The organism is Vibrio aerogenes (assembly GCF_024346755.1).
Taxonomy (GTDB): domain Bacteria; phylum Pseudomonadota; class Gammaproteobacteria; order Enterobacterales; family Vibrionaceae; genus Vibrio; species Vibrio aerogenes.
The window spans coordinates 582,483-605,000 of record NZ_AP024861.1; the positions used below are offsets into that span (position 1 = coordinate 582,483).

At 47.3% G+C, this 22,518-nt stretch carries 26 protein-coding genes and 3 tRNA genes; 15 read left to right on the forward strand and 14 right to left on the reverse strand.

The window, feature by feature from the left end; translation table 11 throughout:
* Positions 1 to 77: 77 nt before the first annotated feature.
* From OCV29_RS02640 to mutY, 6 genes are all read right to left on the reverse strand, one after another.
* Positions 78 to 153, reverse strand: a tRNA-Asn gene (locus tag OCV29_RS02640).
* 16 nt (positions 154 to 169) lie between these two features.
* Positions 170 to 245 (reverse strand) — tRNA-Thr (locus OCV29_RS02645).
* Between the two features lie 13 nt (positions 246 to 258).
* Positions 259 to 334, reverse strand: a tRNA-Phe gene (locus OCV29_RS02650).
* Between the two features lie 106 nt (positions 335 to 440).
* Complete coding sequence (gene mltC / locus OCV29_RS02655) at positions 441 to 1,586, reverse strand: membrane-bound lytic murein transglycosylase MltC (RefSeq protein ID WP_073603527.1); 1,146 nt, start codon at positions 1,584 to 1,586, stop codon at positions 441 to 443.
* A gap of 71 nt (positions 1,587 to 1,657) precedes the next feature.
* Entirely contained in the window at positions 1,658 to 1,930 is a 273-nt protein-coding gene (locus tag OCV29_RS02660; RefSeq protein ID WP_073603526.1) for an oxidative damage protection protein, read from the reverse strand.
* 245 nt (positions 1,931 to 2,175) lie between these two features.
* Positions 2,176 to 3,189, reverse strand: a complete 1,014-nt coding sequence (gene mutY, locus OCV29_RS02665) for an A/G-specific adenine glycosylase (RefSeq protein ID WP_073603600.1) — start codon at positions 3,187 to 3,189, stop codon at positions 2,176 to 2,178.
* Between the two features lie 197 nt (positions 3,190 to 3,386).
* Here mutY and trmB point away from each other — a divergent pair, with 197 nt between their 5' ends.
* Positions 3,387 to 4,106: a tRNA (guanosine(46)-N7)-methyltransferase TrmB gene (trmB, locus tag OCV29_RS02670; protein ID WP_073603525.1), complete on the forward strand. Its 720-nt coding sequence runs from the start codon at positions 3,387 to 3,389 to the stop codon at positions 4,104 to 4,106.
* Between the two features lie 212 nt (positions 4,107 to 4,318).
* Positions 4,319 to 5,239 (forward strand): glutaminase B, encoded by a 921-nt coding sequence (gene glsB, locus OCV29_RS02675; RefSeq protein ID WP_073603524.1) that lies wholly within the window; start codon positions 4,319 to 4,321, stop codon positions 5,237 to 5,239.
* A 219-nt stretch (positions 5,240 to 5,458) separates the two neighbouring features.
* Here the strand turns inward: glsB and hemW are convergent, their stop codons facing one another.
* The 5 genes from hemW to flgA form a co-directional block, all read right to left on the reverse strand.
* The gene (gene hemW, locus OCV29_RS02680) at positions 5,459 to 6,649 is read right to left on the reverse strand and encodes a radical SAM family heme chaperone HemW (protein ID WP_245796815.1); all 1,191 of its coding nucleotides are present in this window, start codon (positions 6,647 to 6,649) and stop codon (positions 5,459 to 5,461) included.
* Positions 6,649 to 7,251, reverse strand: a complete 603-nt coding sequence (locus OCV29_RS02685; RefSeq protein WP_073603598.1) for an XTP/dITP diphosphatase — start codon at positions 7,249 to 7,251, stop codon at positions 6,649 to 6,651. The genes hemW and OCV29_RS02685 overlap by 1 nt, the downstream gene beginning before the upstream one ends.
* A gap of 280 nt (positions 7,252 to 7,531) precedes the next feature.
* On the reverse strand, positions 7,532 to 7,972 hold the full coding sequence (gene flgN / locus OCV29_RS02690) for a flagellar export chaperone FlgN (RefSeq protein WP_073603523.1): 441 nt from the start codon (positions 7,970 to 7,972) through the stop codon (positions 7,532 to 7,534).
* Between the two features lie 17 nt (positions 7,973 to 7,989).
* Positions 7,990 to 8,280: a flagellar biosynthesis anti-sigma factor FlgM gene (flgM, locus tag OCV29_RS02695; RefSeq protein WP_073603522.1), complete on the reverse strand. Its 291-nt coding sequence runs from the start codon at positions 8,278 to 8,280 to the stop codon at positions 7,990 to 7,992.
* 213 nt (positions 8,281 to 8,493) lie between these two features.
* A complete protein-coding gene (gene flgA / locus OCV29_RS02700; RefSeq protein ID WP_261887363.1) occupies positions 8,494 to 9,282 on the reverse strand; it encodes a flagellar basal body P-ring formation chaperone FlgA in 789 nt (262 codons plus the stop codon).
* A 99-nt stretch (positions 9,283 to 9,381) separates the two neighbouring features.
* On the opposite strand from flgA, the gene flgB reads away from it, so the two are divergent.
* The 13 genes from flgB (at position 9,382) to OCV29_RS02765 (ending at position 20,300) form a co-directional block, all read left to right on the forward strand.
* Positions 9,382 to 9,744 (forward strand): flagellar basal body rod protein FlgB, encoded by a 363-nt coding sequence (gene flgB / locus OCV29_RS02705; RefSeq protein WP_073603520.1) that lies wholly within the window; start codon positions 9,382 to 9,384, stop codon positions 9,742 to 9,744.
* A gap of 2 nt (positions 9,745 to 9,746) precedes the next feature.
* On the forward strand, positions 9,747 to 10,184 hold the full coding sequence (gene flgC / locus OCV29_RS02710; RefSeq protein WP_073603519.1) for a flagellar basal body rod protein FlgC: 438 nt from the start codon (positions 9,747 to 9,749) through the stop codon (positions 10,182 to 10,184).
* Positions 10,181 to 10,855 (forward strand): flagellar hook assembly protein FlgD, encoded by a 675-nt coding sequence (flgD, locus tag OCV29_RS02715; protein ID WP_073603518.1) that lies wholly within the window; start codon positions 10,181 to 10,183, stop codon positions 10,853 to 10,855. Before flgC ends, flgD begins: the two co-directional genes overlap by 4 nt.
* A gap of 38 nt (positions 10,856 to 10,893) precedes the next feature.
* Positions 10,894 to 12,081 (forward strand): flagellar hook protein FlgE, encoded by a 1,188-nt coding sequence (gene flgE / locus OCV29_RS02720; RefSeq protein ID WP_073603517.1) that lies wholly within the window; start codon positions 10,894 to 10,896, stop codon positions 12,079 to 12,081.
* Between the two features lie 23 nt (positions 12,082 to 12,104).
* Entirely contained in the window at positions 12,105 to 12,836 is a 732-nt protein-coding gene (gene flgF, locus OCV29_RS02725) for a flagellar basal-body rod protein FlgF (RefSeq protein ID WP_073603516.1), read from the forward strand.
* 27 nt (positions 12,837 to 12,863) lie between these two features.
* Positions 12,864 to 13,649: a flagellar basal-body rod protein FlgG gene (gene flgG, locus OCV29_RS02730; RefSeq protein WP_073603515.1), complete on the forward strand. Its 786-nt coding sequence runs from the start codon at positions 12,864 to 12,866 to the stop codon at positions 13,647 to 13,649.
* A 28-nt stretch (positions 13,650 to 13,677) separates the two neighbouring features.
* Complete coding sequence (flgH, locus tag OCV29_RS02735) at positions 13,678 to 14,364, forward strand: flagellar basal body L-ring protein FlgH (protein WP_370737185.1); 687 nt, start codon at positions 13,678 to 13,680, stop codon at positions 14,362 to 14,364.
* Positions 14,364 to 15,509: a flagellar basal body P-ring protein FlgI gene (locus OCV29_RS02740; RefSeq protein ID WP_306345603.1), complete on the forward strand. Its 1,146-nt coding sequence runs from the start codon at positions 14,364 to 14,366 to the stop codon at positions 15,507 to 15,509. The genes flgH and OCV29_RS02740 overlap by 1 nt, the downstream gene beginning before the upstream one ends.
* Before the next feature lie 9 nt (positions 15,510 to 15,518).
* Entirely contained in the window at positions 15,519 to 16,067 is a 549-nt protein-coding gene (locus OCV29_RS02745; protein ID WP_073603513.1) for a rod-binding protein, read from the forward strand.
* A gap of 5 nt (positions 16,068 to 16,072) precedes the next feature.
* On the forward strand, positions 16,073 to 17,446 hold the full coding sequence (gene flgK / locus OCV29_RS02750) for a flagellar hook-associated protein FlgK (protein WP_073603512.1): 1,374 nt from the start codon (positions 16,073 to 16,075) through the stop codon (positions 17,444 to 17,446).
* 9 nt (positions 17,447 to 17,455) lie between these two features.
* Positions 17,456 to 18,355 (forward strand): flagellar hook-associated protein FlgL, encoded by a 900-nt coding sequence (gene flgL / locus OCV29_RS02755; protein ID WP_073603511.1) that lies wholly within the window; start codon positions 17,456 to 17,458, stop codon positions 18,353 to 18,355.
* 11 nt (positions 18,356 to 18,366) lie between these two features.
* Positions 18,367 to 19,410, forward strand: a complete 1,044-nt coding sequence (locus OCV29_RS02760) for a flagellin (RefSeq protein ID WP_073603510.1) — start codon at positions 18,367 to 18,369, stop codon at positions 19,408 to 19,410.
* A gap of 116 nt (positions 19,411 to 19,526) precedes the next feature.
* Positions 19,527 to 20,300 carry an HAD family hydrolase gene (locus OCV29_RS02765; RefSeq protein ID WP_073603509.1) on the forward strand — a complete coding sequence of 258 codons (774 nt, stop codon included), beginning with the start codon at positions 19,527 to 19,529 and terminating at the stop codon, positions 20,298 to 20,300.
* Here the strand turns inward: OCV29_RS02765 and OCV29_RS02770 are convergent.
* From OCV29_RS02770 to motA, 3 genes are all read right to left on the reverse strand, one after another.
* Complete coding sequence (locus tag OCV29_RS02770) at positions 20,266 to 20,562, reverse strand: hypothetical protein (RefSeq protein WP_073603508.1); 297 nt, start codon at positions 20,560 to 20,562, stop codon at positions 20,266 to 20,268. The two genes, OCV29_RS02765 and OCV29_RS02770, sit on opposite strands and share 35 nt — an antisense overlap.
* A gap of 102 nt (positions 20,563 to 20,664) precedes the next feature.
* On the reverse strand, positions 20,665 to 21,660 hold the full coding sequence (locus tag OCV29_RS02775) for a flagellar motor protein MotB (protein ID WP_073603507.1): 996 nt from the start codon (positions 21,658 to 21,660) through the stop codon (positions 20,665 to 20,667).
* Complete coding sequence (gene motA / locus OCV29_RS02780; RefSeq protein WP_073603506.1) at positions 21,660 to 22,517, reverse strand: flagellar motor stator protein MotA; 858 nt, start codon at positions 22,515 to 22,517, stop codon at positions 21,660 to 21,662. Before motA ends, OCV29_RS02775 begins: the two co-directional genes overlap by 1 nt.
* Position 22,518: the final 1 nt, after the last annotated feature.

Consider the following 22,518-nt stretch of genomic DNA (forward strand, 5'->3'; position numbering starts at 1 on the left):
GAATGATATAAACTGAAAATATTTCAGGAGCCTGAAACAAAAAAAAGCTACAGCAAATGCTGTAGCTTTTCTGAAAGTGGCTCCCCCTGCGGGACTCGAACCTGCGACATACGGATTAACAGTCCGCCGTTCTACCAACTGAACTAAGGGGGAACAAATTTTCAATAAATGGTGCCGACTGCCGGAGTCGAACTGGCGACCTACTGATTACAAGTCAGTTGCTCTACCTACTGAGCTAAGTCGGCACACGAAAATTCGTGGTGCCCGGAGGCGGAATCGAACCACCGACACGAGGATTTTCAATCCTCTGCTCTACCGACTGAGCTATCCGGGCAATGGAGCGCTATTAAACTGATTTTTATTATCCGCGTCAACCTGTTTTTTCAAAATTATGCAAAAATCAGGTTGAGCGATGATTTTTTGTTCACTGCTGGCTTGGTTCAGAGCTTTCCGGCATTAAACTGATCTTTATAATTTTTGACTTTTTGCAGGTAACGTCTTGATTCTTTATTCGGATGTTTATTGGTGAGTGCCCAATAAAGCTGATTCGGCTGCAAATTGTTTATTTTTTTAAATGCATATTGCCGGTCTTTGCTGAAAGTATTGAGCACGCCACCCGCGCCACCGTTATAAGCAGAGATCATACTGTACTGCAAAGACGTTGGGTTTTTGATGGTATTGAGATAGTTATTTTTCAACAAATAGAAATATGCCGTCCCGGTATCGATATTATTTTCCGGATTATAGAGATAGGCCGGGGAGGGTTGTCCTGAGCGTTTTTTAATTTTACTGAACACATCTTTTCCGGCTGTTTTGGGGACAACCTGCATCAGCCCGTAAGCGTTAGCCCAGCTTACGGCATATGGATTAAAGCTACTTTCAGTCTTGATAATGGCATAAATCAGATCTTCAGGAATGCCATACTGACGTGATGCTTTGCGGATGAGGCTGGCATATTTATAGCTTCGTATTTCAACCTGATTTTCCACCATCGGAATCTCAACATAGTAAGATTTGCGAAAGTTCACCTGTTTAACTTTGAGCTGGTGCTGAATCAGATAATCGGCAAACCGGTTAGCACGCCATGACCATTCAATTGGTTTGTTGTCCTGATCCAGAATCTGCCGGTACAGAAAAGGCTTGCCGTTAATCGCGACTTTTTTAGCAGAAAACAGATCGACATGCTTGGGATCGTCGGGGGTCAGTAACGTTGTGACAATTGCTTTTTTCAGATGGGAAAGAGGCTCGGTGGATGAAACGGTTTCAATGACGACTTTTCCCTGATCAAAATTGACGTCTGCCCGGCTGCTGTAATCATCGATGTATTTGACATAATTTGTTTTTCCGGCAATTTTTACGTTCTTGGATCCCCAGCGTTTTTCGACCTTTCCGGTAAAACTCTGAATCAGTGCGTCCAGTGCTTTGGTATCTTTTTGAAACTGGCCGGGCAGTGAAGCCAGGTTTTTAGCAAAGCGGTTTGTTGGTTTAAAATCAACATCATACATTTTTTGAACGGTTTCTCGGCTACATCCGCCCGCGATGAGCGTAACAGCCAACAAAAATACTGACTTCGTCTTGTGTTGCATGGGGACCTCTGAATAAATAAACGCCACAAGCTGCAAGTCAGGCATGCGGACAATTGTGGCGTTGAACTGAATTACTGACTTGGAGGAGTGTAACCTTCGATATGGACATCTTGTCCTTCAAACAAAAAATTAACCATTGCTTTTTCAATGATCTTTCTGTGTTCGGGATCCATCATATTCAGCTTCTTTTCATTAATCAGCATGGTTTGCTTGTGTTGCCACAATCCCCAGGCTTCTTTTGAAATATGCTCGAAGATACGTTTTCCTAATTCTCCCGGATAAAGTTGAAAATCCAGCCCTTCAGCTTCTTTATGTAAGTGCTCGCAATAGACAGTGCGACTCATCAATATTTCCTCAGTTTTTCCGGGAGAACAGAACGACAAAATTGATTCGTCTGTCCGCACATCCGGGTTTTGTATTGGGTCTATTTATACCAAAGCGCAACCTTTCGTGCTATGTGATGCGCATATTTTATTTCGCTTTGTTATGAAACGGTAATTTTTCTGTATTGATTTGGAATCCAGCTCCAAAAGTATGTCTTATACCCATATATGGGTATACAGGTTCAATGCGCTTCAGTATCGCCGGTTCAGGTCAGATGCCGGGTCAGGAATTTTTTAATGGGCGTTGGCAGCCCCAAATTAAATATTTCCTGTTTATCCACCCACTGGTACTTTGGATTTGTTTCGCTCCAGTGATCAACCCACCATATATTCGCTTCAAGTTTGTAGTGAGTGAAAGTGTGTTTGAACTGCCCCTTTAACTGCGCATGTTCTCCAAGTTGTTCTGGTTGCAGGTGAATTTCCGGTAAACACCAGAGTGCGCCCCAGATGCCATCTTCTGCCCGTTTTTCCATTAAAAGCTTCTCTGACTGTTCAATCCACAAAAATTGTCCGGGCCGGACCGGAATGATTTTCCTGGGTTTTGGCGTTGGTAACTCATGAACCCGATCATGCTGCAAAGCAAGGCAACTATCCTGCAGACAGCATACGGTACAGCCCGGTTGTTTAGGCTTACAAACTGTTGCACCTAAATCAAGCAGTCCCTGTGCAAAGGTTCGGTTTTGCTCATGAGGTGTATAGTCTTCTGCCAGTTGCCAGAGTTTTTTATCAACACGTGAAGTATTTGGCACACCATCAATGGCAAAGAAACGGCAAAAGATACGTTTGACATTACCATCTACAATTGGTCCGTATTGATTAAAAGCAAATGAAGCAATGGCTCCGGCGGTATAGCGTCCTACTCCGGGAATCTTCAGCAGCAATCCGGGGTCTGAAGGAAACTCTCCCTGATATTCATCCATAATAAACTGAGCGGCTTTTCTGAGGTTTCTGGCCCGTGAGTAGTAACCAAGTCCTTGCCAGTGTCTCATGACTTCGTCTTCGCTGGCCTGAGCCAGATCTTTTACCTGCGGAAAGTGTGTCATCCAGTTTTCAAAGTAAGGAATCACAGTTGCGACCTGTGTTTGTTGAAGCATGATTTCGGAAACCAGCACCCGGTATGGTGTCGGGTTGATTTGCCAGGGTAAATCATGGCGGCCATGCTGCTGTTGCCAGTGGATGAGTTGTTGCTGGAATTGTTCAGGAGTTAGTGGTGTTTGCATGATGTTTGATTTTAATGACAGACATGCCGATTCCATCACATAAAACAGGTGTTGTAAAACATACAAATCTTGTGGTTTTCGGCTGATAACCCGAAAATTGTGGCAATAATACTTGCTTCAATTAAGATTCTTTGGATAATCACATCCCCTCTGATTGAGATTGAAATTTGAACAATAAACAGCAGACAGGCAAACCAATGAGTGAAGTGACGACGAACGAGTATAATGAAGATGGCAAACTGATACGAAAAGTCCGGAGCTTTGTACGTCGCGAAGGTCGGTTAACCAAAGGTCAGGAAGCTGCGATGGAAGCGTGTTGGCCTGTGATGGGGATCGATTATGCTGCACAGCGGCTGGACTGGCAGCAAGTTTTTGGCAATGACCGCCCGGTCGTGCTGGAAATTGGCTTTGGCATGGGGGCTTCTCTGGTTGAAATGGCCAGGAATTCACCGGAAAAGAACTTTGTGGGTATCGAAGTTCACAGTCCGGGTGTTGGTGCTTGTTTGTCAGCTGCGCGTGATGCCGGCATTACCAACTTACGGGTGATGTGTCATGATGCTGTTGAAGTTTTTGCTCACATGATCCCGGATGACAGCCTGCATACGTTACAGCTATTTTTTCCGGATCCATGGCATAAAAAACGTCATCATAAGCGTCGGATTGTTCAGCTTGAATTCGCTGAAATGGTACGTCAGAAACTGATACCGGAGGCTGGCATTTTTCATATGGCGACGGATTGGGAAAATTATGCGGAACATATGATTGAAGTCATGAACCAGGCACCGGGGTTTGCAAATATTGCTGAAAGCGGGGACTTTGTTCCGCGTCCGGATGAACGTCCGCTGACTAAATTTGAACAGCGGGGCCACCGTCTTGGTCATGGCGTCTGGGATATAAAATTCCGCCGGATAAGTTGAAATTTTTTAGTTGGTTGATGTTAATCGTCCGTTAACTGAATGTAATGGTTGCTTCTCCTGTTGTTTCAGGAGTAAGCTGAAAAAGTCAGCAGTCTGTTGCTGGCTTTTTTTACGTTGTTAAAACAGCAAATACCGCCCAAACCTGTCAGTACATGACTCTTCAGGTTGTCTGGGTATAAAAATATTTAAAAACAAAAGTAAAGTCTGAAATTATGAAACTCACCAATCAAATTCTTTCGCAGATTCTGGATGAAGTGCGCCCGTTGATTGGACAAGGAAAAGTCGCTGATTATATTCCTGCTCTGGCTGGGGTTTCGTCAGATAAGCTGGGGTTGGCAGTATTAACCAATCAGGGAGAACTCTTTGCAGCCGGTGATGCAGAAGAAGAGTTTTCAATTCAATCGATTTCGAAAGTGTTTAATCTGACTCTTGCAATGTCTCTTTATTCGCAGGAGGAAATCTGGTCTAAGGTCAGAAAAGAGCCCTCCGGACATGCATTTAATTCTATGATTCAGCTTGAGGTAGAGCAGGGCATTCCAAGAAATCCGTTTATTAATGCCGGTGCGATTGTGGTGGCTGACCTGCTTCAGTCAAGGCTTTCTTCACCGCGGCAGCGTTTACTGGATTATGTTCGCTGTCTGAGTGATGACTATGAGATCATTTATGATGAAGTCGTGGCTCAGTCTGAGATGAAACATGGCGACAGAAACGCAGCCATTGCTTATCTGATGCGGGCATTTGGTAACTTTGATAATCAGGTTATGCCGGTGCTGGATACATATTTTCACGCCTGCGCACTGAAAATGAGTTGTATCCAGCTGGCGAAGAGTTTCAGCTATCTGGCTAATCAGGGGATTTCGGTACAGAGTGGCAAGCGCATTGTTTCACCGGTAGAGGCAAAGCAAATTAATGCATTGCTGGCTACGTGCGGTTTATATGACGAAGCCGGAGAGTTTGCTTACCGGGTCGGCATGCCAGGTAAATCCGGTGTGGGAGGCGGCATTATTGCCATTGTGCCCGGAGAAATGACCATTGCAGTCTGGTCGCCGGAATTAAATGCTTCAGGGAACTCGCTGGCCGGAACGCATGCGCTGGAAGTACTGTCCGGCAAAATTGGCCGGTCCATTTTTTAGGGTCGTTGACCTTTTGAGTGCATTTTTGCAGCAATTTGTTCGGGTTTTATACAAGGTAGAGCCTGTGCGGTGTAGTTATTCTACATAAGCAGGCGATAACGCCGTAGAAAGCCCGAACAAATGCTGCCCTTTGGGTTCATCTAAAAGTATCTTGCGCTGCGTTATTCGTCGCTTTCATAGAATAACTATGCTTCTCTTCTCATGCCGCTTTTTCAGTGATTACTCATCCGGCATCAGATTTTCCAGCAAATCATTGAGGAATAATTTGCCTTTTTCGGTGACCTGCCAGTGGGTTGCTGTCTCGCGCAGATAACCCTGAGAAATATTCGGTTCAATCAGCGGAAGAATCCGGTCTTCAGTCAACCCCGTTCTGGCTACGAACTCTGCTTTCGGGCAAGCCTCGGTCAGCCTGAAGCGGTTCATGAAAAATTCAAACGGTCGATCCACTTCCGGCACAGGAACTTCACTATCTCTGAATCGTTTCAGAAGATTCAGATAGCCTTTGGGATGTTTCACTTTTGTTGTCCGGATGATCCGGCCATCATCAAAGCTCAGCTTGCCATGGGCACCACAGCCAATTCCCAGATAATCACCATAACGCCAGTAATTTAAGTTGTGTTTGCACTGATATCCCGGCTTTGAATAGCCTGAAGTCTCATACTGTTTGTAACCCGCAGAGATGAGTTTTTGATGTCCCTGCTCATAGATTTCCCACAGGCGATCGTCATCGGGTAACCGGGGTGGGCGGGAGTAGAATAGAGTATTGGGTTCAATGGTCAGTTGATACCAGGATAAATGTGGTGGTGCTAAAGCTATCGCCTGATCCAGATCGGCCATCGCTTCTGCAACGGTTTGCCCCGGTAAACCATGCATTAAATCCAGATTAAAGCTATTCAGTCCGATTTTGTGGGCCAGCTCTGCAGCATGAATGGCTTCCTGACGTCCGTGGATTCGTCCCAGCTTTTCCAGTTTTTCAGCTTCAAAACTTTGCACGCCAATAGAGATGCGGTTGACGCCAGCTGTGACATAAGCCTGAAAGCGTTCAGATTCAATCGTTCCCGGATTGGCCTCCATGGTGATTTCAATCCCTTCTTCAAATGGGAGCCTGGCCTGAACACCGTTGAGCAGCTGTTGAATGGCCTCAGCACTGAACAGGCTTGGGGTTCCACCGCCGATAAATACAGAATGAAGCTTTCGGGAGGATGAAAGCAAATTGTAATCCTGCAGGTCCTGATCAAGATCGTCCAGCAGGGCATCAATATAAATTTGCTCCGGAATCTCAGATTTCAGTGCATGAGAATTAAAGTCACAATAAGGGCATTTCTGAACACACCACGGAATATGTATATAAAGGCTCAGTGGTGGTGGAGAAAGTAAGTGGCAAAGTTCCATAAATTCAGAGTCTGCCATTATCGGGCTTGTTGATTGAGTTGTTCAAATAGTTGATGAAGCGCTTTGCCCCGATGAGATAATTGCTTTTTCCGGGCTGGTTCCAGTTCAGCTGAAGCACATTGTTCTTCCGGGACAAAGAAGATGGGATCATATCCAAATCCATTTGTACCGTACGCTTCATGCAGAATTGTTCCTTCCCACTGGCCATGGCAAATCAGTGGCGTTGGATCACTGGCATGACGCATCAGCACTAGCACACAATGAAAACGGGCTGTACGATGCTCTTCAGCGACATCACGCATGGCACCAAGCAGTTTTTCCAGATTCTGTTGATCGGTTGCATCTTCACCAGCATAGCGGGCGGAGTAGATTCCGGGCGCACCGTTCAGTGCATCTACTTCCAGTCCTGAATCATCAGCAATGGCTGGTAATCCTGTGATTTGCGCTGCATGACGGGCTTTGATGATGGCATTTTCAATAAATGTGGTGCCGGTTTCTGCGACATCCGGAACCTGGAACTCACTTTGAGCTTTCACATCAAAACCAAAATCAGCCAGCAAGTCAGCCATTTCCCTGACCTTACCCTGATTGCCTGTTGCTAAAACGATCTCTTTTTTCATCAGTATTTCCCGGATGATATTCATGTGGCGGTATCTTACCTTGCTACCTGTTGTAACATCAATCATCAAATCAACGCGCCATGAAGAATGTGAATTTGCTTGATCCGCTTCTTTTCCCGGCTTCTTCTTCCGGCTTTTTTTCGGTATGGTTTTGGGAACACTACAGGTATGACTTTGGGAAAGCCGGTCATACGGAAAAGTACTTTAGGCAAAAGTACTTTGGTGAAAATATGGTACTCAGAGATTGCCGCGCCCGCCAAAACCGACAATGCTGCTGTGTTTACAATCCGTTCAGATTCGTGTCGTAAGTTGGTGAGGGTTGTGTCAGTTGTGTCAGCATTTCATGAAACTGAGCGGAGCACTGACCGTTTTCCTGATTCTGAGCATGACACTGATGGATTAAAGTGCTTAACACTGCCCACTGTTTCTCCGCCTGGTTTTTCAATGCGGGTGGAAGAACAGCGAAAATTCGTTTGACACTATGCTCATCTGCGGGCAGCTTGACCGATTTGAGACACGCCGTGCGCAAGGAAGCACTTTCCTGAAGTTTCTGATACAAAGGAATCTGCTCACGAAGGTTCTGATTCAACGCATCACCATCAAAAGTAAGATAAAGTGACTTTTGCGTTTGAAGCAGCTGCAGAAGTTGCCGGTAAAGCCTGATATCCGGACTGATAGACTGAACAAAAGCCCGGATATGTTGACTGTGGGCAGATCCCATTGTGTTCTCCTCTGGTCTCAGGATGATTCGTGACCGGTATGAAATTTCATCAACGCCTGAGATAAAGCTTTTGTATCAAGAGATAGTTCACCACGGCTGAGTGCCTGACGAACCTGTTCTACTTTTGCCATATCTACATCAGGTAAAGAAGATATTTCCGCTTGCGCCTTCTCTATTGCTGCCATGTTAATGTTCAGCTCAGGGTCAGTATTTGTCTGTTTGACCGGTGTACTTTCCAGTGTTTTTTTGCCTGTTTGCTGAAGCTTTGTCTGTGGGACATGACCGCCCGTTACTTTATCGATCTTCAAAGTCTGGTGCCCTCAAATCTTTATCTTTCGCTACTATTTATACAGGGCGGCTACGGGCAAAAGAACATTAAACCCGGATGCTGAAATTTGTACGAAAAAGTTCAGCCTTGCCTGTTGTAACCGAATCTTAGGGTAAATATCGAGTGTAATCGATAAAAAATGTTAGATGCACTCCAAAATTTACCCAGAATCAGCAGGCTGAGTTTAAATCCATCAGAACTGGGTATGGACCGTATTTTTGCCGGTGACAATCGCGCGGATAACTTTCTTTGACTTGATATTTTCAACCCGGATTTGATCGCCTTTTCCCCCTTCTTCAAGGGCTGTCCCTCTGGTGCTGGCATTCACTCCATCTTTTGACGCAACAATCAGTACCAGATTTCCTTTTTTGACCAATGGTGGTTTTTCCAGCCAAAGCGGGCTGAGAATTTGCCCGCTGCGCAGTCTCCGGGTGGCTGTTTTTCCTTTTACCTGAGAAATCCGGGTCAGAAAACTTGTTTCCCGGGTCAGCGTTCGTTTTTCAAGTTTCAGCATGGATGTACTGATGGTATTGCCCCGTTTCACTGGCTGTGTCATGACAACGACTGGCAACGTTAAAGAGGCTTTCACCGTAACGGTCAGCCGCCACGCATGTTTTGGATCAGTACACTGGACCTGCCGTTTAAGATGACCCACCGGCCACTGCTGATTATCCCGGCTGGTAATTTTCAGTTTCGTGTTGCAAGGCGGAAGATGTTTGGCTGAAGCCGGTACCCAGATATCCCAGTGATGAGAATATTTGTTCCATTTGTACTGACGGGCCGTTTGGCGCAGCTCTTGTTGCAACCGGTTTTTCACCGCTTGTTGAATCACTGCTTCTGTTGTGTGAGCAGCCTGGGCGGCGGGGACAAAAAATGAGGCAGAGAGCAACAGAAGCAGTGCATAGAAGGCAGAGGAAATCAGCGACTTCCTCTTCTGGGAGATTATTTCCGTAATGCGGAAGTGATACTTCCTTTGTCTCATATAAATCATTGAATTTATTCTTTATTTTTTATGGCATGCATCTTGTTTCTATATTTGCTACGAAATTTCCGGTCGTTTCAATCTGAAGGAAAAAAACAGATGGCAATCACATTTGAAAACGCATTAGGGGTGCATCCCGCAGCACTGAATTTTCGGGTTCAGCGTACCAAAATTCTGGCAACGAACCTAGCGAATGTTGACACGCCGGGGTATCTGGCGAAAGACCTGAGCTTTACAACTGTGATGAGCGAGCTGAGTCCGGGGAACGTGAATCCGAAGACACCACAACTTCAGGTGGCAGCACAGTATTCGATCCCCTATCAGAACCGGAAAGACGGAAATACGGTGGAACTTGGTGTGGAACAGGCAAAGTTCGCCCAAAACAGTATGGATTTTCAAACCAGCCTGACATTTCTGAATATGAAATTTAATGGCTTATCGAAAGCAATAGAAGGACGTTAGTGATGTCTTTTTCTGATATTTACACGATAGCCGGTTCAGCGATGACAGCTGAAACCGTCCGGCTGAATACGGTGGCAAGTAACCTGGCTAATGCCGATGCTGTTTCGGCAAATCCGAACGATGTTTACAAGCCGCTGAAGCCGGTGTTTGCAACCGTTTATAACCGGACACAGCTCTCTTCCGGTGATTCCGTTTACCCGGACGCTCAGGTTCGGATCATGGATGTGGTTCAGCATCAGGGCAAACCGGAAAAACGCTTTGAGCCAAGCAATCCGCTGGCGAATACAGATGGATATGTTTATTACCCGGACATTGATGTGGTGGCTGAAATGGCGGATATGATGTCGGCAACGCGCAGCTTTGAAACCAATGTACAGGTGCTGACTAACGTAAAAAGTATGCAGCAGGGGCTGCTGAGATTAGGGCAGGGTCGCTCATGACAATTGCACAATATACCGCACTGACTGCGGATAAATCATCAACAACAACGTCATCTTCAGATTCATCGGTAAGCAGCAATCCCAATAGTGCGGCTTCACTAAAGAACGAATTCATCAGTCTGATGGTGGCTCAGATCAAGAACCAGGATCCGCTGAATCCGCTGGATGGCACCGAGTATGTCGGCCAGCTGGCACAGTTTTCCCAGGTGCAGAGCATGGAAAATATGTCCTCCCTGATGCAAAACGGCATGGTGATGATGGATAACATGCAGGTGCTTTCTACCTCGGGACTGGTCGGACGCACCGTCTATGTGTCCGGAAATAGTTTTGAATTAGGTGAAGAGGCACAAACCGGGAAAATTGAACTGGAGCATGGCTCCAGTCAGGTCAATCTGATTGTGACCGATGAGTTTGGTCAGGAGACCAAAATTCCGTTAGGCGCGCATGGTGCCGGTGATGTTGATTTCAGTATTGATCCTGAAAAACATGATCTAAAACCCGGACAATATACTGTTTCTGTGGAGGTGCAGGAAGGTCAAAGCACCCCGAATGTCTTGCTGGGCGGCACAGTCGAGCAGGTTCGTATTCCGTCCAGTGGCGGCTCTGCGATGGTGAACATCAATGGTGTCGGCAGTGTGCCGTTTTATCAAATCAGCCAGTTTGGTGCCTGAAACTGGATTTGAAACAATAAAGGATACAGAGGTTTTTTATGAGTTTTAATATTGCACTAAGTGGACTGGATGCAACCAATTCTGAACTGAATACGATCAGCCACAATATCGCGAATGCGTCAACGTATGGATTTAAAAGCGGGCGTACAGAATTTTCTGCCGTATATAACGGAGTTCAGGCGGGTGGGGTTGAAGTCGCTGCTATTTCTCAGAATTTTGACAAAGACGGTACAATCTCAAATACCGGCCGTGCGATGGACTTAGCGATTGATGGCAATGGTTTCTTTGTCACCAAAGATAGTCTGGGTCAGACGCTGTATACCCGTTCAGGAGTCTTCAGCACCGACAAAGATAATTTTGTGATTGGTAATACCGGGGCGAATCTGCAAGGTTACAGTGTTGACAGTAACAACAAGCTGATGAACGGTACGGTTGGGAATATCAAAATCAGTTCCGCTTCACTGGCAGCAAAAGCCACCGACAAGTTAGATTTTGTTGCAAACTTTGATGCCAGTGCGAAGGACATTACGGTCGCATTTGACTCTACGAATACAGATACGTTTAACTCTTCTTATACCAGTAAAGTGTATGATTCTCTTGGGAATTCACACACAGTCACTCAATACTTTACCAAAACCGCAAGTAACTCCTGGAACATCAACACGATTGTTGATGGTGATACAGCTAATGTTACGACACAGGCAATGACTTTTAACACCAATGGTTCTCTGGCGACGCCGACAGCACCTTATACCGTCGCATTCACACCAACAGGTGCGGATGCGGTCAGTATTGATATTGATTTAACCGGCAGTACACAGTTTGGCGCAGAGTTTGGCGTGAGCACCAACAGCCCGAACGGGTATACCTCGGGTCAGCTTTCCGGCGTGCGTGTTGAAGATAACGGGATGGTTTACGCGACGTACACCAATGGTCAGTCTCAGTTGCAGGGACAGGTCGTTCTGGCGAACTTTGCCAACCCACAGGCACTGGCTAAAGTCAGCGGGACTGCATGGACACAGAGCTACAGCTCAGGTGCGCCAACTGTCGGCGCGCCGGGAACCGGCGTTTTAGGTGATATTTCTCCGGGTGCACTGGAAGGCTCAAATGTGAACCTGACGAATGAACTGGTCAGTCTGATGACGGCTCAGCGTAACTATCAGGCGAATGCGAAGACGATCTCGACTGAAGATAAGCTGACGCAATCTTTGTTTAACGCCATTTAATCACCGATTGAGCGAGACGGATTATGGATAGTTTGCTGTTTACCGCCACATCCGGTGCCAGCCGGGTGCTGAAAGCGCAGCATGTGCGGGCGAACAACTTATCAAATGCTGATACAGCCGGATTCCGGGCCGATATGGAACGGGTCCAGAGCGTTGCACTGCAAGGGTCAGGTTTTGATGGCCGGACCATGGTGGTGACGAACTCAGCCTCGACCCGGTTTGATACCGGTGATGTGATCGAAACCGGGCGTGCGCTCGACGTGGCTGTGATGGGAAAAGGTTACCTGACCGTTCAGACACCGGATGGTGATGAAGCCTATACCAGAGCCGGAAATATTGCGGTTGACAGTCAGGGCAACCTGACGGTGAATGGCTTTCCGCTGCTGGGTGAAAACGGCCCGTTAACCTTGCCGGAATATCAGAAAGTTGAAGTCAGTGAGCGCGGTCAGATCTCGGTGATTCCGCCGGGCGGTAATGCAGAAGTTCAGGTCGGCACCATGAAACTGGTCAACCCGCAGATGAATCAGCTGCAAAAAGAAAGTGACAGTTTGCTGCACCGTGTTGGTGGCGGCATTTTTAATGCAGACCAGACTGTCACATTAGCGCCGGAACACCTTGAAGGCAGTAACGTTTCTGCGATTGATGAACTGATGAACGTGATGTCGCTGACGCGCAATTTTCAGATGCAGGTCCGGATGATGAAAACGGCGGAAACACTGGCGCAGGCCGGCAACAAATTAATGAGCACGAGCTGATTGCTCATGCAGTAAGGAGAACAAAGGATGCATTCAGCACTTTGGGTCAGTAAAACCGGGATGGCAGCTCAGGATACCAAGATGACTGCGATCTCGAACAATCTGGCAAACGTCAATACGGTTGGCTTTAAGCGGGACCGGATTGTTTTTGAAGATTTATTCTACAGCATTCAGCGTCAGCCGGGTGCTCAGGTTGATCAGGTCAACCAACTGCCAACCGGGGTTCAGCTCGGCAGCGGTGTCCGGGTTGTGGGTTCTCAGAAAGTTTTCACGCAGGGAAACTCACAAAATACCGGACAGGAACTTGATTTGGCGGTGATGGGCAAAGGTTTTTTCCAGATCGAAAACTCGGACGGGGAAATTATGTATTCCCGGAATGGTCAGTTCCATGTCAACTCTGAAGGTATTGTGGTGAACAGTCAGGGACTGCCATTACAGCCACAGGTTCAGATTCCGGAAAATATTAAATCGGTTTCAATTGGTGTGGACGGCACGGTGAGCGGCATTACAACCGATGACCCGGCGCCACAGCAACTGGGACAGATTACACTGGCGAAATTTATCAATCCCGCGGGTCTGGAAGCCGTTGGTGGTAATCTGTTCCGCGAAACGGATGCCAGTGGGCAGGCAGAAGAGCTGATTGCCGGTGAAGATGGTGTCGGCAGTATCAAGCAAGGCGCACTGGAAGGTTCCAATGTACAGGTGGTGGAAGAAATGGTGGATATGATCACCACGCAGCGTGCTTATGAGATGAATGCCAAAGTTGTCTCAGCAGCAGACGATATGCTGAAATTTGTTTCGCAATCTTTGTAAGGTATAGGTAGTCATGAAAGAGCGAGTCATGAATAAGCAGATTATCAAATGGCTGTCAGGCGGTTGGATGATCGCGGTTTTACTGTTAGCCGGGTGTGCGGGCAGGCAGGAGTTTATGCCTGTTTCTCCCAATGAAGATAAATATGGTCCTCCGGAGCTGGATTATTCTCTGCCAGCCCCTAAAGCCGGGAGTCTTTACCGCCATCAATACACCATGACACTCTTTCAGGACCGCCGGGCTTACCGGGTTGGGGATATGCTGACTGTAATTTTGTCAGAACAGACCCAGTCAAGCAAAGAAGCCAATACAAAATATGGTAAAAATTCGAGTGTAAATTTTGCGTTGCCAACGCTGGGCACCAAAAAACTGAATGATCTGTCGGCATCGATTGATGCGCAGCGTGATTTTGATGGCAGTGCCACCAGCTCTCAGGGGAATAAACTGCAGGGGGCAATTACGGTGACGGTGCATGAAGTCCTGCCGAATGGTGTGCTGCGTATCAGTGGTGAAAAATGGATTCGCCTGAATCAGGGCGATGAATATATCCGGCTGACTGGTATTGTCCGGGTGGACGACATCAGCCGCAGTAATCAGGTCTCTTCTCAGCGAATCGGGGATGCCCGGATTACTTATTCTGGCCGGGGAGCGCTGGCGGAAAGCAATGCTTCCGGATGGTTGACTCAATTCTTTAACAGCCCATGGATGCCATTCTGATGAAACCGATAAAGTACATGGTGAAACCGATAAAATACACGGTGAAAACGATTTTCTGGACGATAGCACTCTCTGTTGCCCCGTTTGTGCAGGCAGCGGAAGTGAAAATTCCGGTGATGGATCTGGTGGATGTTCAGGGAATCCGATCAAACCAGCTGGTGGGCTATGGTTTGGTCGTTGGTCTGGATGGTCAGGGTGACCGAAATCAGGTGAAATTTACCTCGCAGTCTATCACCAATATGTTACGGCAGTTTGGGGTTCAGATTGACGAAAAAACCGATCCAAAACTGCGGAATGTTGCCTCTGTCAGTGTGACCGCTAATGTCGGACCGATGACCGGACTGGGACAACCGATTGATATTGTGGTGTCATCGATTGGGGATGCAAAAAGCTTACGTGGCGGTACGCTGCTGTTAACACCACTGCGCGGTGTAGACGGTGAAGTTTATGCTGTTGCTCAGGGGAATGTTGTGGTTGGCGGTGCCTCTGCGGAAGGAAAGAGTGGTTCTAAAATTGCTATTAACACGCCTACGGCTGGCCGGATCCCTAACGGTGCCACACTGGAGCGTGAGATTCCGACCGATTTTAACTCCCGCGATAAAATCACCCTCAATTTACATGAACCAAGTTTTACAACGGCAAAAAATATTGCCCGTGAAATCAACCGGACTTTCGGACCGGATGTCGCGGTTGCGGTCAATAAGGTCCGTGTGGATATGCGGGCACCTAAAGAGACTCAGCAACGGGTGACGATGATGTCGATGCTGGAAGAGATGAGTGTTGAGCCGGGCCGCAAACCCGCCAGAATTGTTTTCAATTCCCGGACGGGAACCGTTGTTATCGGCAAAAATGTTAAGGTGGGTGAAGCGGCGGTCAGTCACGGTAATTTAACCGTCAGAATTTCTGAAGCGCAGCATGTCAGCCAGCCAAATCCTTTTGCTGACGGCAACACCAAAGTGGTTGACCGGACCGGCATTGATATGAATGAAGATCAGGCACAGATGGTGATCTGGCCGCCGGGAACGGAACTGAATACTATCGTCAACGCGGTCAACAGCCTTGGCGCGACACCGACAGATCTGATGTCGATTTTACAGGCGCTTCACGAAGCGGGTGCTTTGAATGCTGAGCTGGTTGTCATATAAGGAGGCATAATGAAACTTGATGGTGTGAATGATCAAACACAACTGAATTCTGTTCTTTATCATGATAACAGTGCGCTGACGAATATTAAGCATGCGACAAACCAGCAGGAGTCACTGAAGACAGTTGCCGGACAGTTTGAAGCGATGTTTTTGCAACTGGTGCTGCGGCAGATGCGCAGCAGCAGTGATGTGCTGGCTGATAAAGACAGTCCGTTTTCCAGTGAACATGAAGGTGTTTTCCGGGATATGTATGACGGTCAGCTTGCGATTGAACTGGCGAAAAAGCAAAAAGCCGGGATTGCAGATATGCTGGTTGAGCAACTGAGTCCGGAGATACCGGGAGCCGTTGGCAACGGTATCGCTCAGGCATCCTCATCAGATAATGTGGTGCCATTAATGAGAGCAGGATCACAAAATGATTCAGCGAAAAACGTGTTGAATTCTGGCCCGGTTAATCCTGCCGCTCAAGTGGTCGCCTCTGTTAATCAGGATAAAACCTGCGAAGTAAATGCAATCAGCGCATTTGCACAGCCATTGATTCGAAAAACGGAGTCGTAACTGAAATGAGTCTCGTCAATATTGCTTTATCAGGATTAAATGCCAACCGGGTGGCTCTGGATGTGACCGCTCAAAATGTTGCGAATATCAACACGCCGGGATATAGCCGTCAGGAAGCGCTGATGGCAGCCGTCAATGGGGCGAAACATGATCGCCTGAATGCCGGAAACGGGGTTGAAGTGACCAGTATTCGCCGTGTGACGGATATGTTTCTGGTAAAACAGACCTGGTCCTCTGCCAGTCTTTCCTCGTATGCGTCTGGTTATAATGACGGCCTCAGTCAGCTGGAAAATACGCTGAAAGCGGATGGCTTCGATTTATCAGCCGGTTTTGACAGCCTGTTTGCTGCACTGCACAGTGCGACAACCAAACCAGAATCTGTCTCGTTGCGTCAACAGATCACCAGTGAAGCCGAAGCTATTTCACGCCGTTTTAATACCCTGAATCAAACGCTGCAAACCCAGCACAAAGATTTGAGTGACCAGCGTAACGCTGCCGTCGCACAGGCAAACAGCCTGATGGTGAATATTGCTGAAGTGAACCAGAAAATCACGGAAGCGAATGGCGTAGGTGGTAATCCGTCTCAGCTACTCGATACCCGCGATAAGCTGATCGGCGAGCTGGCAGAAATTGTGGAAGTCAGAACCACAGATCAGGCCGACGGGAGTATGCAGGTGACACTCACCTCGGGGCAGCCTTTAGTGATGGGTGGCGATGCAGGACAACTGAAAGCAGTGCCGGATCCGTCAGATGTGTATATGGCCACCATGAAAGTTGAGTTTGAAAATCAGACCTTTGTTGTTTCTGGTTCGGTCGGCGGAAAAATTGGTGCAATCAATGATTATCAGAGTGATGTGCTCAAATCTGACATGAAAGCTGTGGATGATATGGCAACAGCCATGGCTGATGAATTTAACAATGTGCTGGCAACCGGACAGGATCTGAACGGCAATGCCGGTCAGCCATTATTTGCTTATGACCCGGCGTCTCCCGCAGCCAGTTTGACGACCACAGGTATTGCGCCTGAAGAACTTGCTTTTTCTTCGGATGGAAATCCGGGCAACGGTGATGTGCTCAAAGATTTAATTGCCATCAGCAATAAAGATGTATCTGTGGGCAGTTTCGGGTCAATGACGCTCAATGAAGGGTTTACTGCGATGGTGGGTGATACCGCAATTAAAGCCCGTCAGGCAACATCGGATTATCAGGCTAAAACTGTGGTGAATGAACAAGCTGAGAAAGCACGGGATAACGTCAGGGCAGTGAATAGTGATGAAGAAGCTGCAAATCTGATGACTTTTTCACAGGCACATAACGCCAATATGAAAGTTATCAGTACTGCCAATAAATTATTTGATTCAGTTTTGCAGCTGTTTTAAGGAGTAATCATGAGAATCAGTGATACACAGTTCAGTCAGATGATGCTGAGAAGCCTGCAATATAATAATGTTGGCTTGGGTAAAGTGATGCAGCAGATGTCGACCAGTGATCGTCTGACCAAGCTTTCAGACGACCCGATGGCTTCGGTTCAGTTACTGAATTTAAGCCGGGAAGGCAGCGTGATTACTCAGTATAAGAAAAATATCTCTGATGTGAAAACCAATTTATCGAATCAGGAAGTTTATCTGGATTCTGCGACTGAAAGCCTGCAACGTATTCGTGAGCTGGTGCTTTGGGGCGCGAATGGCTCCCTGAGTACCAGTGACAGAAACGGGATGGTTACAGAGCTGAACAGCTTACGGGAAGGGTTGATCACAGCATTTAATGCGCAGGATGAAGCCGGGCATTACCTCTTCTCGGGTACCAAAACGGATACCGCCTCTATCGCTGAGGTCTCTGGCAGCTATGTATTACAGGGAAACAGCGATAAACGGCTGGTGACTGTGGCCAAAGGGGTCAATGTTGAATCGAATAAGACGTCTGCCGAGATTCTTGACCTGGGTGGTGGTGACAATATTTTAAATCATATTGATGCCATCATTGCCGAGTTTGAAACACCAACGGCCAATTTCCGGACTGAAGTGGAAACAACACTGACGGCGGTTGACAGCACATCGGCTCAGGTATTAGGTGCTCTGACTGAAATTGGTGGTCAGATTAAAAACCTGGAAATGATGTCGGGTGCACACAGTGAAAATAAACTGTTCGTCGATAAAATCTCGAACGATTTATCGGCGCTGGATTATGGTGAAGCATCGGTCAGGCTGAATAATTATATGGCGGCTCTGAAAGCAACGCAGGCGAGCTATACCAAGATAAACGACCTGTCCCTGTTTGATCGGTTGTAGGATTTGATGTTATGGCAGTAAGTACGGTTGAAGTCAGGGCACATGGGATTCGGCTGACAGGGCAGGGACAAACCTCAATTTCGCCTTCCCGTGCGTCAGACACAGGCGTTTCTGCACTCAGAGGCTATCGCCAGCCGAAAGCAGAAGTGTCTTCTTATTCTCTGTCTGGTGTGATGCTGACACAAGGTCAGCAGCATGCAACATCGGTTCAGATTGCCACCCAGACACTTCAGTCTGTCGGCAAGACGCTGACCGGGATCAAACGTACGCTGACCCCGGCGTTGCAATATGGGGTGAATGCATCTTCCTCTGCTTCCCTGAAAGAAAGTTTGTCGGCAGCGAAAGCACAGATCACTCAGGTGTTAGAACAAGCCCGGTTTGACGGGAAACGGGTTGTTGATAATGAACTCCGTTTGAAACTTGATCGTGCCGATATCCGGCGTTTTTCTGTGCCGGGTCTGAATATCAACCGCTCGACAGACAAAGCCGAACAGATCCGGCTGGATTTTCCGCAGGGTGGTTCCGTGATGATTCAGTTTGATGGCCAGTCTGACGGGCAAAAAGCAGTGAAAATGCTGGATCGCAGCCTCCTGCCTATGGGGATGCGGGCTTCTGTCAGTGAGAACGGTGATATCATTTTTGAGGCGAAAGAGTCATCGTATCAACAGATGCAACAGAAAGTGATGGTGAGCGGCCAGGGATATCGTTTCCCGGCTGGTCAGCCGAATGCACTGACGCTGAAATCAGAACCTGATGGCATTGCGGAGCTGAAGTTTGATTTAAGCTCACGGGATGGCATTAAGAAGACCATCAGCAGCGTGAATCAACACTTGCAGCAAGTCCAGTCCAGCCTTCAGGATGCCCGCCAGTTCTATACAGACTTAAGCGCACAAATGAATAGTTTGCGTTCGGAAACGCAGACAATTTCCGGCGCAGAAACAGAACAGATGCTGACCAGTTTTTCAGCCGCCTCCCAGCGTTTCACCTCGGTGTATCAGGCATTAAATGCACAAGCGAATGTTCGTCGTCATACAGTGGTTGCCTTGCTTCGCTGATCACGCTTCGTCTGTTCTGAAATCAGATTCTTGTTTGTTTTGCCAGCATTGATTTTGCTGGCTTTTTTTGTTGCGATATATTGATATTCAGGATGTCTCAGGCGGCGGAGAATTTTATGATTAAGGCGGTTTACTTTGATCTGGACAATACCCTGGTTGATCGTGATGCCAGTATTGATGCGTTTTCCCGGATTTTTATCGAACATTATTCTCACAGACTCAGGAACCCATCGGTCAAACAAATTTCAACCATCATTAAACAAACAGATAACGGTGGTTATCTGGCTGAAGATTCACCTTATCAAAAGATTTGGCAAGCGATTGGCGCAGAACTCTGCCGGCAGGCTGACTGGATCAAGCCGGTTCTGGCATCAGAAGTATCAACATTCTGGAGAACTGAGTTTCCCGGAAATACGGTAGAAATGCCGGGCGTGGAGCAATTAGTCAGGCAACTGGTTCAGTCTGGTTATCATGTCGGGATAATTTCCAATGGTGCGGAATCGAGCCGCCGGGCAACATTAGCTGCGACGTCACTGAATACGTTGATTTTGCAGATGGTGAGTTCCGGACAATTTGGCGTCAGTAAACCCGATCCCTCCATCTTTACTGATACCGTGCAGGATGCCGGTTTTTTATGTGGCGAATGTGTGTATATCGGTGATCATCCGGAGAAAGATATTTGTGGTGCGATGAACGCTGGTATGCATGCGATTTATTTCTCCGGCTTTCATCCGGATATATCAGTGCCAGAGGGTGCACCCGTGATACATCATCTGAGTGACGTGATTCCGGCGCTTAACCGTATTCAGACAAACAAGGAAGAAAATGATGCCGGGCAACACGAGAATCTTTTCCTTAAACCAGAAAGAAGAAATACAAAAAGCAGATAAATGCCAGTAAAGTTGCCGAAAGTGTCGGGTAGATAATATAAGTGTCCCGGCGCCGGGTTCTCTGGAAACAAAGGAAAGTCAGCAGAACATTATAAATCACCAGCAACAGACTAATACCGGTGCCGCCACTCAGAGTCAGGCTGGAAAGCTGGGTGAGAAATAGTGTTAACAAACCATAATCAACAACAATCAGCCACAGAAAAAATTTCTGCATGCCATTTTTCTTATTCGTTTCAACCGTTTGTTGATAGTGATGGTACATAAAGCGCTCGGTGTTCAGTTATTTTGTGAAACAGGGAGTCCTGTCCCGCTGCTCTGCGGGCAGCGCAGCGGGATATGCGTATGATGTTAATGCACTATAGTTTTAGATTTTCTTTTTTGGTTCTTTTTGAGTTTGTTCTGAAAGTATAGGATATTTAATCGTCTCCTGCCGGATAACAGGTTGATTAAAATGCGCTTTATCCTGTGCTTTTTTCAGTTCACTATCTTTTTGATCACCAAAAAAGGTCTCAAGCACGGCCGCCGCCGGGGTTGTCAGGACAAATAATTCGATACGGCGGTTGGCGCTCGAATCGGGCTGATCCGGATTGAGAAGCGCGCGATCAGACATGCCGGTTACCTGAAGAACACGCTCATCTGGCATGCCGCCTGCAACCAGCGTTTGTCTGGCGATATCAGCCCGGTTTGCAGAAAGCTCCCAGTTGCTTTTGTTACTGATGGTCTTTTTAAACGGGGTCGAATCCGTATGACCACTGATGATGATTGGGTTTTGAACCCGCTGAAAAACAGGGGCCAGAGCGAGCAATAAGTCCTCAAAATAGGGGGTCAGTTCGGTTCCGCCCCGGCTGAACATATGCTGCTTGTAATCATCCTGAAGCACAATCCGTAAACCTTGTGGGGTCACGGTAACATTGACATTGCCCTGAGCACTGATCTGTTTGACCAGTTCCTCAATCACTTTTGCCAGTAAGGTGAGTTGCTCTTGCGTATCAAATGTACCGGGAATCAAAGCATCCGATTCCGGCCCTTCACCATTACCATTAAAAAATGAATTCACAATATGTCTGGCTGCATGGGTATCCGGTACTGAAGACTGAGACTTCAGATCGATCGGAGAGATACTTTGTGACGTATCAAAAGGGTTGCCGTAGCTCTGCTCGAAAACACTGGTATCATTCAGATATGCAACGATCGCTTTCCTTTCATCCTGATCCACAACCTGCATAACCCACAGCACCAGAAACAGCGCCATCAGTGCAATCATAAAATCGGCGAATGCGACTTTCCAGGCACCGCCGTGATGTGCATCTTCATGGCTGCGACTCGTGCGCTTGAATACCACATGCTCTTGCTTTTGTATTATCCCTCCTGCTCAGCCAGCCACTGCTCCATTTGATTGAAGGTGGGTTTGATGTCCAGCTGAATGTGTTTTCGACCTGCATCAATGGCAAGCAGCGTTGGTTTTTTCGCAACATAAGCGACCAGCGTCGCACGGACGCATTCGAATGCCGACATGTCGCGTTTGACCCGCTGTGCCATGGCGTTACTGGCCGGATCAAGACAGCAGTAACAGCCAAAGATACCAACAAACGTACCAACCAGTGCCGCGGCTACATGGTAACCAATCAGCGCGATAGAACCATCGATAGACTGCATGGTGATGATGATTCCGCCTACAGCCGCGAGAATACCAAATCCGGGTAATGCCTCTGCGGTACGTTGCATTGAACGGGATGGTTGCAGAAGATCGTTTTGAATCGCTTCAATCTCCTGCTCAAGCAATCCCTCTAATTCATGAGGCGACATTTGTCCCATTGCCATTAAACGTAAATTGTCGGTAATGAAAGAAACAAGACGGTAATCACCGGAAACCCGTTGATAACGATTAAATAAGTCACTTTCTTCAGGAGCTTCAATATGCTTATCAAGGGATTTGAATCCCCCGCTGCGAACCGTTTCCAGTAAGATTTGTAAAACGGCCATCAGCTCCATGTAATACAGCTGTTCGTCTTTAGGTTGGGAAACCAGCATTCCCAGCTGGCGACGCATTTCTTTGAGAACCTGCGGTGGGTTACCAATGATGACAGAACCGAGTGCGGCACCGACAATGATCATGATCTCAGCCGGTTGCCAGATGGCAAGTAGTCTGCCGCCGGCCCACATATATCCGCCAAAGACACACATCAAAACGATGATTGCACCTAGAAATTTTTGCATG